General features: G+C 34.4%; 9 protein-coding genes and 2 pseudogenes. 9 read left to right on the top strand and 2 right to left on the bottom strand.

Annotated features, from left to right (window positions below; translation table 11 throughout):
- Positions 1-4: 4 nt before the first annotated feature.
- The 8 genes and pseudogenes from BG05_RS26465 (at position 5) to BG05_RS26435 (ending at position 14,057) form a co-directional block, all read left to right on the top strand.
- Positions 5-682 (top strand): response regulator, encoded by a 678-nt coding sequence (locus tag BG05_RS26465; protein ID WP_003187680.1) that lies wholly within the window; start codon positions 5-7, stop codon positions 680-682.
- Positions 679-1,656 carry a tripartite tricarboxylate transporter substrate binding protein gene (locus tag BG05_RS26460; RefSeq protein ID WP_033733830.1) on the top strand — a complete coding sequence of 326 codons (978 nt, stop codon included), beginning with the start codon at positions 679-681 and terminating at the stop codon, positions 1,654-1,656. The genes BG05_RS26465 and BG05_RS26460 overlap by 4 nt, the downstream gene beginning before the upstream one ends.
- A gap of 224 nt (positions 1,657-1,880) precedes the next feature.
- Positions 1,881-2,027, top strand: a pseudogene (locus BG05_RS30345) (TerD family protein); the annotation flags it as partial.
- A gap of 272 nt (positions 2,028-2,299) precedes the next feature.
- Entirely contained in the window at positions 2,300-3,322 is a 1,023-nt protein-coding gene (locus BG05_RS26455) for a restriction endonuclease (protein WP_234706358.1), read from the top strand.
- A 2-nt stretch (positions 3,323-3,324) separates the two neighbouring features.
- On the top strand, positions 3,325-7,803 hold the full coding sequence (locus BG05_RS26450) for an Eco57I restriction-modification methylase domain-containing protein (RefSeq protein WP_003187673.1): 4,479 nt from the start codon (positions 3,325-3,327) through the stop codon (positions 7,801-7,803).
- 373 nt (positions 7,804-8,176) lie between these two features.
- A pseudogene (locus BG05_RS26445) lies at positions 8,177-9,004 on the top strand (TerD family protein); the annotation flags it as partial.
- A 99-nt stretch (positions 9,005-9,103) separates the two neighbouring features.
- Positions 9,104-11,638 (top strand): MrcB family domain-containing protein, encoded by a 2,535-nt coding sequence (locus tag BG05_RS26440; protein ID WP_033733828.1) that lies wholly within the window; start codon positions 9,104-9,106, stop codon positions 11,636-11,638.
- A complete protein-coding gene (locus BG05_RS26435; protein WP_002166251.1) occupies positions 11,613-14,057 on the top strand; it encodes a restriction endonuclease-like protein in 2,445 nt (814 codons plus the stop codon). The genes BG05_RS26440 and BG05_RS26435 overlap by 26 nt, the downstream gene beginning before the upstream one ends.
- Positions 14,058-14,324: 267 nt before the next feature.
- On the opposite strand, the gene BG05_RS26430 is transcribed toward BG05_RS26435, so the two are convergent.
- Both BG05_RS26430 and BG05_RS26425 read right to left on the bottom strand, forming a co-directional pair.
- Entirely contained in the window at positions 14,325-14,888 is a 564-nt protein-coding gene (locus tag BG05_RS26430) for a hypothetical protein (RefSeq protein ID WP_002166249.1), read from the bottom strand.
- 39 nt (positions 14,889-14,927) lie between these two features.
- The gene (locus tag BG05_RS26425; RefSeq protein ID WP_002166248.1) at positions 14,928-15,173 is read right to left on the bottom strand and encodes a hypothetical protein; all 246 of its coding nucleotides are present in this window, start codon (positions 15,171-15,173) and stop codon (positions 14,928-14,930) included.
- A gap of 273 nt (positions 15,174-15,446) precedes the next feature.
- On the opposite strand from BG05_RS26425, the gene BG05_RS26420 reads away from it, so the two are divergent.
- Entirely contained in the window at positions 15,447-15,722 is a 276-nt protein-coding gene (locus BG05_RS26420) for a helix-turn-helix domain-containing protein (protein WP_002166247.1), read from the top strand.
- Positions 15,723-15,785: the final 63 nt, after the last annotated feature.

Here is a 15,785-nt window from a genome sequence, read left to right as displayed (position 1 = left end):
GCATATGTTGAAGGTTGCAATTGCAGAAGATGATTTCCGCGTCGCGCAAATTCAAGAGGAGTTTTTATCAAAAATAAAGGACGTAAAAGTGATCGGAAAAGCATTGAACGCAAAAGAAACGATGGAACTACTACAAAAGGAAGAAATCGATTTACTTCTATTAGATAATTATTTACCAGATGGAATTGGTACAGACTTATTGCCGAAAATCCATGCTGACTTTCCAAACGTTGACGTCATTATGGTTACAGCGGCGAATGAAAACCATATGTTAGAAAAGGCAATTCGAAACGGTGTAAGCAACTACATTATCAAACCGGTCACGTTAGAAAAATTTGTTCGAACCATTGAAGACTATAAAAGAAAGAAACAATTATTACATAGTAACAATGAAGTGAATCAAGCACTAATCGATAACTTTTTCGGCACTTCGCAAACACAAGAAATAAAAAACTTACCGACAGGTGTTGATCCACTAACACTTCAAAAGGTGAAAGGGATTATAAAAGGATTCGAAGAGGGAATTACAATAGAAGAAATGGGAGAACAAATGGGGGCCTCCAGAACAACCGCAAGAAGATACTTAGAATACTTAGTAGCGACAAATGAATGCACAGTAGAATACACATACGGCATTATCGGACGACCAGAACGAAAATATCGAATAGGACGAGGACTATGAAAAAACGATTATTACTATGTATATGGATCATGACAGGAGTAATAGCTGGTTGTTCTGTAGAAAAAACGCACACAAATAAAGTGAACATAGAAGAAGTAGAAATCGTTGCACCGAATGTTCAGGGAGCAGGGTGGGACTTAACAGCACGGGCGATGCAAAAAACGCTGACAGAAGAAAAAATCTTCACAAAACCAATCACTGTCACAAACAAAGTAGGTGGCAGCGGTGACGTCGGATGGAAATATACGAAACAAAAAGGCGGTCACGTACTGGCGATTAACTCAAGCTTACTCATAACGAACAACCTACTAGGCCACAGTAAACTAACATATAAAGACTTCACCCCGCTCGCGCTACTTGCATCAGATTGGGAAGTCGTTGTCGTATCAAAAGAATCAAACATAGAAAACGCAAACGAACTCATGGAACAACTAAAACAAGGCAAGAAAAACTTCAAAATCGGCGTTGCCCCCGGCCTAGGAAACGACGATCACCTATCCTTCGTACAAGTAAGCAAATCATTCGGCATAAACCCTGCCGAACTACAATTCTTCGTCTACGAAAACAAAGAAAAAATCATAAACGCCCTAACGAACAAACAAATAAACGCCGCAACCATGACCCTATCCGAAGCCGAAAAACAATACAAAGTCGGCAAAATAAAAATACTAGCCGTATCCTCAGAAAAACGTCTAGACCGACTACCAGAAATCCCAACGTGGAAAGAACAAGGAATCAACGTCATATTCCAGCACTGGAAAGGGATTATGGGCCCGAAAGATATGACAGAGGAAGAGGTTGCTTATTGGGATGGTGTTATTAAAAGAATGGTGGAGAGTGATAGTTGGAAGGGGATTTTGAGGGAGCGGGGTTGGGAGAGTTTTTATAAGGGGAGTGGGGAGAGTAGGAGGTTTTTGGAGGAGAGTAGTGGGTGGTATGGGGGGATGGTTGGTGGAGCTAAAGTTGATAAGTAATTTTAGCAACCTCAACTCATGAAATATTGATATCATTCTTAGTATATTTATTTAGAATTTTAAATAGAGAGTATTTAGTTCAATAAGTTTTTATATATATTTTTCCTTTTATGATAATAATCAAATATCATGGTTTTATAGTTCAAGATAGAAAGGGAAATCTAAAGAGGAGTATAATTGAACTGAATGATAAAACATTAAAGGTGTAGGACGAGGGAATTATGATGATACATACATTAGTAAGGGGACAAAAGATAGATGTTATAAAGAATCATCCAGAGATGAAAGAATTACTGGTAGATTTAACTTGGAATGCCCCGATGAATATGGATGTAGATGCATCAGCTTTTTTAGTAGGTTTTAATGGAAGGAAATTTTAAGTTGTAGCATGGGGATCAATTTTAAACAGTTTTAAATTGTACAGTACATTTTTAAAAATTTTAGTAAAGATTCAAATAAACTATATTAAAGTGGAGTAATCCTCTACTTTAATATCTATATGAAATCGTTTGAAATTGCAGTGGCTAACAGTTTTCAAATTCTCCTATGATATAATAAAAACAATTGGGTAAATACTCGAATTTTGTTATTAATGTTATTTTATTTAATAGAATACTGAATTAAATAGTATGATGGAAGGAAGATGACTATGCTTTATGATAGTTCGGAGGAAAAGAATAACGTGTGTGAGCCATCATTTGCATATAATGAAATAATTGATGAGATTAATTCCACTGATATTTTAGAAAATACCATACGTGAACAGATGCCTGAGATCTTAAATATTTTGTTGTTTGATAGAACCTCATCAACTACAAAGACTAAAAAAAATATAATTTGGGCGAACGAAAATTATATCAGTCAGGGTTTAAAAACGTATGCTGCAACTGCGCAAATTCAACCAGAATTGGTGACGGGAAAAAATGGGCACTTAATTATGCCACGTGCTTTGAAAACTCGGGAACTTCAGAAAGAACGAACCAAGTCAAAGGCGGAAGTATTTACACCAATCTGGGTTGTAAAGCAACAGAATGATGTAGTCGAACGTGATTATTTAGACGACGACTTAGAAACTTATGTGAAGCGTACGTGGCTTGAGATTACTTGTGGCGAAGCACCGTACATGGCAACTCGCTATGATATGGAAACAGGTGAATTAGTGCCAATAAATGAACGTGTTGGCTTTGTTGATAGAAAACTGGCACGTATTAACGCTGAAGTTTCAGACAAAGCTGAATGGCAACGCTTAGTCGAATTAGCGTATCAAGCAAGTTATGGATTTGAATGGAATGGGGATTCATTATTAATAGCTCGAGAAAATCTTCTTTACACATATCGTGATTATTACTTTGAAAAGTGGCAAGAGGAACCATTATATGGTCTTTTTGAAAAAGTAGCAGAAATTATTAGTTACAATATTTTTCAAATGGATGGGATTGCAAAGAAATACGGCAAACCTAAAAAAAGCAGTGGGCCATATTATATATTACCGTTGTCTGAATCAAAAGAAACAAGGCTAGAAGTTCAAATGTCTTTTGATTTAAGGTTTGATGATAATTCAGAAGAAAATGAAGCAGGACAGTTTATAATTATTCCTGGTAAAAGAGTAAAAATAATGAATTGGGAAATAAATAAAATGGAATATTTTGATAAAGGAGCTAAATAAGCATGAGTCAAGTACTTGATAAGTTAAATATTGAACTAAAAAGTTCTAACTTTGAATTCATGAAATTAGACAACGATTTAGCATTACTCTACAAACTTGCTACACAGGCTGAATTGGATTTTGCACTTCAAGCCTATGATAATACACTAGTAAATGTGAGAAAAGTAGCGGAATCATTGACAGACTTAATAATTGACTTGAATTATGAAACAGTTCCATATAGAGCATCATTTAATGATAAATTATCAATTATCAAATCACATAAATATGATATTCCCCAACAAGTAATTGATGCTTTTTATGACGTCAAAAGTAGTGGTAATAAAGGAGCCCATACGATTGAGGATAATGAGGCCTTATCTTATAAGGCATTAGCACAGTTAAGAGTTATCTTATACTGGTATATGCTCACTTACACTAACGTGGAAATAAAGCGAAAGGGATTTATAGTCCCAACGGTTATCTCAAGATTTAAAAGTAATCAAGAACGTAAAATCGTATATATTCAAACAGCTGACAATAGTAGTGGAAAATGGCTTGCATATGAAGGTGCAGAAAAAATAGGGGAAACGACTGCTCCTGAAGAAGACCAAGAGGAAGATTGGTCACCTAATAGTGAATTTCTACGCTCTATAACACGTAAGAGGCTTAATGGTTACATGCGTACTGCTGGTGTTCCAGCGAGAATTGATTGGTCGGAACTTGCTTGGATAAAGGAAACTAAGTCTTGGTTTGGAGATACTGACGTTCATCAAGTTTTAACTCGTTCGGGATATAAACATCAAGATGGTTTAGAAGGTACGGAGTGGTTTCAAATAGATTTGGAAACAGCTAAAGCGGCGATAAAAGCTGTAAAAGAGGGACGTAAATCTCTTAAACTTGAAAATAAGGAAGAACCTCAAAAAATAGTTTTACGTTCTGAACAAGATACTGCTGTTAAGCAAGCGACTAAAGCATTCAAGAAACATCAAAAAGTACTTTGGAATGCGAAAATGCGCTTTGGAAAAACTCTTACTACCTATGAACTAATTAAACAAAATAATTATAAAAAAGTATTAGTAATGACTCACCGTCCAGTCGTTTCAGATTCATGGTTTGATGACTTTAAAAAAATCGAAATGGCAAAAGCCGGTTACGAGTATGCTTCTAAAACAATGGGAGAAAAAGATCTTAAGAGACTAATGAATGGAAATTCACCTTTCATCTATTTTGTTTCTATACAAGATCTCCGCGGTGCAGCAGAAGTAGGAGGGAAATTCGAAAAAAATAGCGAATTTTTTGAGATTGAATGGGACCTAGTTGTGGTCGATGAGGCCCATGAAGGAACTCAAACAGAACGCGGTGACAAGCTTTATGAAATGTTAACGAAAGATAATACCAAAATATTAGAATTGTCAGGTACACCATTCAATATTCTTGATGAATTTAGTGAAGAACAAGTCTTTACTTGGGATTACATTATGGAGCAACAAGCGAAAGTTCGATTTTCTGTGGAACATCCAAATGAAGTTAATCCCTATGAAACATTGCCACAAGTTGAGATGTACACATTTAAAATGGCGACGGATAAACAATATCAAAATAGCGATAAGTATTTCGATTTTGCCGAATTCTTTAAGGTTGATGATAACGGGAAATTTGTACACGAATCCTCAATAAATAAATGGTTAGACCAAATTTCATCTGATGGTAAAACAAATTATCCGTTTTCTACCAAAGAGTATCGGGAAAGTATTCGTCATACCTTGTGGTTACTTCCAAGTAGAGCTGCAGCTAAATCTTTAAAAGTATTACTTAATAATCATCCTGTTCTTGGCGAATATTCAGTGTTAAATATTGTTAATGATAACGATAACGAGATTATTGGTGAAAACGATGCTGATATGGTTCGTGTTCGTGCTACGATTACTGACAAACCATCAGAAACCAAAACTATTATTCTCACAGTTAGAAAATTGACAACAGGTGTCAATATTCCGGCTTTAAATGCGGTAGTATTTTTAAATAATACAACTAGTGCACAAAACTATCTTCAAGCTGCTTTTCGCGCTCAAACTCCTTTTTCTGATGAAGTTCTCGGAATGAAGAAAAAAGCTTATATTTTTGACTTTGCACCAGATAGAGCATTAAATATTTTAGCCAAATCGGTATCAATGTCTCCTAAGGCAGGTGCATTGAATACTGTTGAGCAAAAAGAAAAGCTAGGGACACTTCTTAACTTCTTGCCTGTTCTTGAGCAATCAGGTCATGAAATGAAGCCATACTCAGTTGATAAAATGATGCGTCAATTGAAAAAAGTATATGCTGAAAAGGCTGTATTGTCTGGGTTTGATGATTCTTCTATTTATAACGATGAGTTATGGAAAGTTACTCAAGAAGATGTAGTACTGTTTAATGAGCTAAATGGAAAATTAGGTAAAACACAACAAACTAAAAGTACAAACAAAATAGACGTAAATATTAACGGGCTTGATGAGCAGGAACGAGAAAAAGCGAAACGAGGCAAACATAAACCTAAAAAAGAACGCACTGAAGAAGAAAAAGCAGCAATTGAGGCAGAACAAAAATTACGTAAAGAACGTAATAATATGATTGCTATTTTGCGTGGAATTTCAATCCGTATTCCGTTAATGATTTATGGAATGGATTTAGGTTTAGATAAAGACATTTCTTTAGATGATTTTGTAAATCTTGTTGATCCTGTATCATGGGAAGAATTTATGCCAAAAGGAATTACTAAAAGAGATTTTATGAATTTCAAAAAGTTCTATGATCCTGAGATTTTTGTTGAAGCAGGACATCGTATTCGTCAAGCTGCTTTATCAGCTAATAACTTAAGTTATCAAGATAGAATTGAAAAAATTACTTCTATTTTCTCTGGGTTTAAAAATCCTGATAAAGAAACTGTTTTAACACCATGGCGGGTAGTGAATTTACAATTAGGTGAAACTTTAGGAGGCTATAATTTCTTTGATGAATCTTATAAGGAGCCACTTAGTCATGTAGGTTACAGAGAAATTGATAATGGTGAAATTACAGAAAAAGTGTTTGCTAAAGATGCAAAAATACTAGAAATTAATAGTAAAACTGGTCTTTATCCGCTTTATATGGCGTTTAATATTTATCAACGTCGGTACTTGCAAGAAAGTGAAAGTTGGGCCAAAGCTGATTATGTTCAAAAAGATAAGGAACTTTGGCAAGAAGTACTTGAGAATAATATTTTCGCATTAAATAAAACACCTATGGCTCGAACGATAACTTATCGAACTTTGAACGGTTACGAAATAAATAAGAAATTCGAGAAAAATTTAGTTTATATTGAAGATTTACCGAAAAAGATTAAAGAGAGCTTAGTCGATACAAAAAACGAAATACTTACTAAATTTGGAGGTAAGAATGTGAAATTTAATGTTGTGGTTGGTAATCCACCATATCAGGAAGCTTCAGATGTGAATAATAGACAAGAACCGATTTATCAGTATTTTTATGACCTATCAGAAAATATGGCTGAAAAATACTGCTTAATTTCACCAGCACGATTTTTGTTTAATGCTGGATTAACATCTAAAATTTGGAATCAAAAGATGTTAAATGACCCGCATTTAAAGGTTGAGTATTATAATCAAAACTCTAATGAAATTTTTCCTAATACAGATATCAAAGGTGGAGTGGTTGTACTCTATCGTGATGAAAACAAAGAATTTGGAGCAATTAAAAAATTTATTCCAGAGAAAAATTTACAAAATATCGCGTCGCATTTTACTCTTGATTTTGAAACAAATCTACCAACTATTATGTTCGGTGGGAGATCGGATTTAAAATTCAATGAAGAGTTCCTAAGAGATTTTCCAAATTCTAAAACTGACAGACTGCTATTTATTCAAGAAAAGCGTCCCGAGGTAAAGGAACTTGGTCCAAACGAGGAGTATGAAATTAAATCGTCCACTTTTGAAGCACTTCATTATGCATTTGAAGAAGAAACTCCTGTTAATTCAAATGATTATTACAAAATTTTAGGTCTATTTAATGGAAAACGAGTTTGGAGATGGATAAATAAAAAATATATGTCAGCCCGTTATCCCGAAAAAAATAATATTGATAAGTGGAAAATTTTTATTCCTAAGGCAAATGGCAGTGGATCATTTGGAGAGATTTTAAGTACACCAGTAATTGGGCGACCATTCGAATCAGCAACCCCTACTTTTATTAGTATTGGTGCCTTTACCTCTGAAAGTGAAGCAAAGAATGCTATGAAATATATAAAAACTAAGTTTTTAAGATGTCTATTGGGGATATTGAAAATTACTCAAGATAATCCACCATCTAAATGGGCATATATCCCTCTTCAAGATTTTATACATAATTCTGATATCGATTGGTCAAAAGATATTCCTGAAATTGATCAGCAATTGTACAAGAAGTATGGATTAAATCAAAGTGAAATTGATTTCATCGAAGATAAAGTGAAAGTAATGGACTAATCAATGAAATATATTGAACTTTTTTAAAAAATATGAAGGTATAAATCATAATCTAGATTAAAGGAATGCATTGTCCCGCAACCTAATTCCTTTCGTATCGTAGTCAAAAACATAGTCAATAAAATCAATTCCCCCGCAACTCTTGTTATAATAACATTCCGAGACAGTGGGTTCGACTCACACCGTAACAAACTTATCGTTTAGCAATGAGAAATGTTATTTAATTATTTTAGGGTAAAATGCAATTATATGTCGGTTTGAAATAAAGTTGTATTGGTTATAAGAAAGTCGTACCGTTTATAAAATAGATGTACTGTTTGTAAAAAAGTTTGATCAAAAATCCTGCTTGAAATGCAGGATTTTTCTTGTTCCACAATCGGGATTAGAAATTATTCATTTTCCTATCACGCATCCGTTTACAGATGAAAGTGCCATTATTGTTGGAGAGCTATATCGACATGGAGGAGAATGGAAGTTTAATCCTATTGGAGCTGGTTATTTTGGTGGATTAGCTGCATTGTGTACAAGTTTTGGAATAGAGATCGCAGAGGATGAAAAACAAACTGCTCCTCCTGTAGAGAAGAAAATATTTCCTACTTCGCCTCCAGTACAAAAAACTATTAATGCAGTGAAGGTTGAATTGAAGAAAAAACAATCTATAAATATACAAAAATCTAAAATGGTAACAGCTACTTTAGAATGAGAAACAAATAAATATTTAGACATATATTGTTTTTACGTAACAACCAAGGGTGAGATAGGAAAAGTTTATTATAAAAATCTAGGTTCGTCTAAAGTGTCGCCGTATATTGTGTTGGACGGTGATTCGCAAGAACCAGGAAAAGAAACAATTCGTATTTATCGACCAGAAGCTTTAAAATATGTTTTATTTGCTGCGTATAGTGCTGTCGGCAATGGGGTAGGTAGTTTTTATTCTATGAGGGCAAAAGCTGTTGTCGATAATCATATGGGAAGCGTTGTAACAGCACCGTTATTAGAAATAAATGACCATGCTTATTGGGTGTGTATTGCTCATATTGATTTCACGAATTCAAATGAGATGAAAATTTCACATGTAGAAAGCTACTCAAAAGACCATTCAGAGGCTTCACCACTGTTGTACGAGAACGGGAAGTTTCGAATGGATGTCGGACCGATTGAATTTAAAAATGAAGAGGATTATCAGAAGTATTTTAAATAATAGAGTAGAAAATCATACATCATATTGTATGATTTTTCTTTTATACATAGTTTGGTAAAATAGTAGTAATTGTAATTAATTGTAACGGTGGGGATGAAAATGTTAGAGCAACTCATAATTGAATTGGTTAAATTAACGAAGCAGGTTGAAGATATAAATGATGATAAAACTTATTTAGTTATAAATAAAGATGATGAAGGATTATACGTTGAAGCTAAATTTTCACGTGAGCAATATGAAAAGGAAGCACCACCTTATTTTAAAGCGAGCTTTGAAATTCTTAAGGATGCTTGGAGAAAATTTATTGCTATGCGTACAGTAAAGAGTGAAGATTTTGGACAAGCGAGTGAATGTAATACTTTCTTGGTAGCTTTCTTTTCACAGCTTCCATTTGTGGATGTAAAGGAATCGGGAGCTATTACATTTAAAGAATTCAAAACCGATAATCTACCGAGTGAAAAATATGATAAAGTCATGCTCTTTTTAGAAGAGATAATGAATGGTACATATAATCCAATTACGTTACGTGAACAAACGGATGAAAATTTATATAGAGTGAAATCTAATGCGCGCCAAGATTTAAGATTGTTGGGCTTTTTGAATGAATCTCATGAAATGAATCAGCTTCTATTAAATGAATATGTTCAATCAGAAGATAAAAATATCTACATTGCCCAGTTAGTTTTAAAGCAGGAATATTTCCGACATGTTCTATTTGTTCTTGGATTGTTAGAGAAGTATTCAAAGGATGAAAAGAAAGAAGCTTTAGTAGGTTTGGGAATGACGATTGTCCGAAATTCATTAGGGGATAATTTAATGGTTGAATCGGTAGCGAAGCGGCGTACGGGTAACTTACTAGATTGGCTTGAACAAGTAGGACTAATTAATGATGAATGGATTCTTGTTGAACAATATGTAAAAGATGATGGGGAAAAGGGCGGTAGCATGAACAGTAATTTACGTGAAAAGTTTTTAACGGTTATGAATGAGTATTTACAGGCAAGAACAGAAAGATTTGCGAGTCATAAAATGGGATCGGTTGTTAGGAATGAGATGACAACGGAAATAACGAGGTTACCATTTATTGATCATAATCAGTATGTTGTCACAGGATCAATTGGACAAGGAAACTGGGCTGCTGTTCCATGGCTTGCAATTATGAATAAAGATATTACGACATCTACGCAGAGAGGATATTATATCGTTTATTTATTTAGTGAAGATATGGAACGATTATATTTAACGTTGGCGCAAGGTGTGACGGAAACGTCTAAAGAAGAGATGCAAAAAATTAAAGAAGAGATTCGTGAGCAAATACATATGTCCCAAAAGGTGAAAAAAGATGATGAGATTTTCCTAGGGACAAGCTCAAAAGCGAAAGGATATGCGAATTCAACAGCTGCATATATTGCGTACGCTGCTAATAAAATGCCAAGTGAAAAAGAGTTAGTAGAGGATCTAGAAGAAATGCTTCGCTATTATGAGGGATTTATTGCTTATAAAGAGAAAGGAATAAAATATGAAGTGATTTATGGGAGGAAAGAAGTTCATTTAGATCAGCAATCCATTATTGATCATGTGTCTTCTTATATTCAAAGTAAAGGTTTCTTTTATGAGAAAAAGGATCTTATTAACTTTTTCCTTTCGCTAAAGACAAAGCCGTTTGTGATTTTATCAGGTATTTCGGGTACAGGGAAAACGAAAATTGCTCAGTGGTTTGCGGAGAGTTTAGGAGCAACGGAAGAGAATGGACAATTTACGCTTATCCCGGTTCGACCGGATTGGAGTGATAGCTCTGATTTACTTGGTTATGTGAATCTTCAAGGAGAGTTTCAAGACAGACCGTTAATTAAGGTGCTTGAAGCTGCAGATGCAAATCCAAATAGACCTTATTTTGTAGTGTTGGATGAGATGAATTTAGCTCGAGTGGAATACTACTTTAGTGACTTTTTAAGTGTAATTGAAAGTCGTAAATGGAAAGATGGAAAAATTGTTACATCAACGGTACTTCCAGAATCAATTACAAATAAGCATATTACGATTCCATCAAATGTATATATTATAGGAACTGTAAATATGGACGAAACGACACATCCGTTAAGTAAGAAAGTATTAGATCGAGCGAATACGATTGAGTTTAATACTGTTAACTTAGATTATTTTAATTTCTTAATGGATGTAGAAGAGAAGGAAGCTGAAATTGCTTCAAATCGCTCTTTAGAAACTGCGTATCTTCATCTGAAGGAATGTTTTAAAGAAAACGAAGATCTTGTTAGAAATATATCGAACATTTTAATAGAAATAAATAAAATACTTGAATCAGTGGGGGCTCAAGTTGGATACCGTATACGAGATGAAATTTGTTTCTATATGGCATACAACGAACAAGGGAAGTTATTGTCATTCGATGAAGCGCTTGATTATCAAATATATCAAAAGATTTTACCGCGTCTTGCAGGGAGCGATGGCAGAACAGAAGAGGTATTAAAACAGTTGTATGTATTATGTGCAAATGAAGAATATGATAGTGGCAATAATGACGCTTCCTATGCTAAGTATCCTCGTTCAGCTAACAAGCTGTCTCATATGTTAAGGAGGTTCGAGTATGATGGTTTCACCTCTTTCTGGATCTAATAATGAGATAGAGCTAGTTAAGATTGAAACAGAGGAGCTATCATTGACGATTAAAGGAAATCCTTATCATGAAAAATACGAGAGTTTAAAAGAATATCACGCTATGAAAGCAGATGAAATGATGTATTTTCATGTAGATGGGAAGACGGAATCCGTTTCTGTATTTGATGCGAGATTGCAGAGATTAGATGAATGGAACGAACATCCGCCAATCTTTTTTGAGAATAGAAGTTATCAGCTTGTTGTTGTTCCGAAAAATAACAAGCAGTTCTCCTTTTATCATGAACATCCGGGCTTTCGAAAGCAAGTTAGTTCCATTCAAATGGGATCACTTCATGTGTTAATGGGGAATCTTTCATTTCCAAATGAAGTAGGAAATACAACGTTTGAAATTAAGGATGATAAAGAAACTTTACTAACAGTTACATTTGAAGTTTTCCCGTCAAAACTTGATTATAAGGATGATTACAGGGCCTTATTAGATGAAGTAAATGATGAAATTTATAATTTAGCGTTTCATTTACTAAAGAGAACTTACTTAGGAGCATCTGCAATTTACGCTACAAATCCATCGAAGAGTGAGTTTTATCGTATTTTAAATGATTCCTTTGAGCGGTTTATGAAGTCGATCTCTCACATTAAAAGACAACCACATCATACGCTTATGACCAGACATCAACTAGTGCGAGGAGAAAAAATTCGAAAATTGGATTCTGTCGGAATGAACTATTTGCGAAAGCGCCCACACTTGTTGCAAGGAGAAAACAGTATACCAACTAAAGGTATTACAGCTTATAAGGAAGTGTCATATGATACGCTGGAAAATCGATTTGTTAAATGGATGATTCAAAGAGTCGTACATAAAATAGATGATCTACTTAAGGCGCTAGAACCAAAGTCTAGATATACACGTGGTGTAACGGATGAAGACTTGTTAGAACGTGTGAAAAATATGAAGTATCGAATGAAAAGTGAATTGAACGATCCATTTTGGAGAGGAATCGGAAAATTGGATCGCTCAGTCTTTTCACTCGTTATCCAAATGGCAGCAGGCTATAGAGATGCATATCAAATCTTCTTAATGCTATCGCGAGGTTTAACATTACGAGGACAAATTTTCAAAATGTCGGTAAAAGATGTCGCAAGGTTATACGAATACTGGACATATTTAAAACTCGGACAAATTCTATCAAAAAAATATATACCGCTCCATCAAGATGTTATCCAAGTTAAACAAGATGGTTTATATGTAACGCTAGATGAAAGTAAAACCGCAAAAAGAACGTTCAAACATCCCGAAACAGATGAGGTAATCGAACTTTACTTCCAAAAAAGAAACGGTAGACTGCCAACAGTTACACAAAAGCCAGATACGATGCTTGCTATTGAGAAAAAGGGAAAGAGATATCAATACCAATACATTTTTGATGCAAAATATCGAATTGATTTTGCTGAAAATCCTCATTACAAAAGGAAGTATGGCACCCCTGGTCCAATGGAAGAAGACATTAATACAATGCATCGTTACAGAGATGCACTAGTAGTAGAACAAAAAGGACCATTTGAGCGAACAGCTTATGGGGCATACGTACTATTCCCATGGAACCAAGAGGAAGAATATGAGAACCATCCATTTTATAAAAGTATCGAAAAAGTAAATATTGGTGGCTTCCCATTCTTACCGAACGCAACAAGACTAGTCGAACAATTTCTAGATCATCTCATTGAAAAAAGCCCAGAAGAAATTATAAAAGAAGGTATTCTTCCAAGAGGAACAAAAGAAGAATGGCACTCCTCACTAGAAGAAAAAGTATTAGTAGGCAGCGTGAAAACTGAAAGTGACTATGAAACATATAGGAAAGAAGGTATATATCAGTTACCAGTCACACAGCTAAAACCAGGATGGCAAGAAGCGAAGTACATAGCATTATATGCGCCGAAAAAATGGCACGGAGAAAAAGGCGGCATTCAATACGTAGCCAAAATCAAACACATTCAAATGCAACAAAACGATGAGTATGTAAATTTCGAACTAGATCCATGGAAAAAACTAGACCACCTCATCCGCCCAGTAGGATATGGCATTCAAGCATACACAATAACAACTATGTCGTTATTAAAAGAGGTGCAAGAACTCCCGGAACTATTTATGAAATCAAAAGAAGAACGAACCCTTTGGAAAACATTACGCCGTTTTACGAAGCAAGTTAAAGTTGAGCTGGATCATCGTAATTTAGATGAGGCATCTTCTGTTAAGAGTTATTATGTGCAGGATGTTCAGATTTGGGTTGATTATGAGAATGAGGTTGTTATGGTGGGGAGAGATGGGCTAGTTAAGGAAGTTCCTTTGGAGTTGGTTGTTGGGAGGGGATCGGTGTTGTTTAGGGAGGTTTTAGAGGTGTTAAATGTTGGGGAGTAGTGCTTAAATAAAAAAGGATTTTAAAGATTGGCGTGAATCTACAAAAATGAAATAATGGAAATATCATGAAGGATACATGTAGTATATGTACCCTTTACTTCATATTTTTTATCCATTCTTCTCGTTGTAGCCGTCGAGCTTCACGCTCCTGTTCATGCCTTATAGTTTCATCGTTTTTATGAAACAAATCGTCCCACACGTTCATGGCGAACATTACTATCATTATTATTACCGACAAGAACAATAATATCGTTTTCGTACGGTCTTTCATTTTTTTTGTCCCTCCTGATACAATCTTTCATCACGTTCAACTAGGGCAAGCAAATCTCTTATCATTTCAGGTGTTTCCACCAGCACATATATTTGATATTTGGGATTGGAACGGTTACGCATTGTATGATGAAGGTCGTGACCAGCTCGCACTAAATCCATTGCGAGACTTTTTTTATAGATGTTTTTTAGTTTTGGTTTTTCTTCGTCCTGTGGTTGATCAAGCGTATTTTCAAACTCTTTGTTAAGGGGTCCATCATTTTGTTTTTCCCATCCAGAAATGAATTTTGTATATACTTTTTGCATGGCAGCTGGTGTTAAATGTGTGTAAACATAATAGTCAGCTGTAACAAAGATATTTTTCTTTTTACTTCCATTTATAGATTCAAAGAATGGAAGATTAGATGTTCGGATGCCTACAAGTTCAATGGTTGTAATCGTTTTTTGTAAATCTTTTTCCATGAAATATTTCCAAAAGTTACGGAAGATTTGTGCATGTGATTTTTCTTCCCATGTGATTGTTTTCCCGTCAACTTCCATTTTGAATATTTGGTTGCTCATTTTAAACGCTCCTTTATGTAATACAGTTTGTGAAATAAATTATAGACCACGTAAGTGCTGTTCGATTTTCTCAGCAGTAATCATATCGTACAATGCTAATGGCGCTAAGAGCCCAAAGGCTATTTGTCTTTCTATTTCTTCAGCCACAAGCTTTGCGTCTTGGAATAAGTTCAAATCAATATACATTTCCAGTGTCTTCATAGCTAGAAAATGATTTTTATGTTCAGTGTTATGGAAGAGTTCTTGCAAGATATGAATTGCGCTAGATATATGTTTATATTTCATGTAATTGCCTCCTATTGAATTTTTAATGTAAGTTTTGAAAGAAATGAGAGGGGAAAGTATCCCTGTCATATTATTATTGTTAGTGGATATGATAACAATAATTATATGGAATAGAATATAGGGAGTCAATAAAAAATTGTATTTAGTGGAATAACATTTGGGTAATTTTGTAAATATATTATTTTGGTAATGATAATTAAATAGGGTTGTTTGACTATAATTTTAATTGGATGTTATTATATACGATAACCATAACTGGAGGTGAATTTAGCTATGGATAACAAGAAGCACAGTATCTCTGAGTTCATTAAGATTCCAGATGAATATCATCATATAACAACTCCTAAACAAGTTATATCTGAGGAGGTACGTCAGGGGTTAAAAGATAAAAAATTATCTTTACGAAAGGCAGCAGATAAAATTGAGGGAATGAGTTATCCTCAAATTGCTCGAATTACTGCTGGTGAAAACTATAATATCGATACGCTTTTAAAGATCTTAAATATATTAGATTTGGAAATTCAAATTGTACCAAGAAATAAACAGTGATTTTACTTTTGCGAAAAGTGTATTCACACTTCTTAACAGAAGTGCTAGAATTTATTTAGAAAT

Source organism: Bacillus mycoides, from assembly GCF_000832605.1.
GTDB classification, from domain to species: Bacteria; Bacillota; Bacilli; order Bacillales; family Bacillaceae_G; genus Bacillus_A; species Bacillus_A mycoides.
The sequence above is the reverse complement of the archived record's forward strand: the minus strand, read 5'-3'. Positions and strand labels throughout refer to the sequence as shown.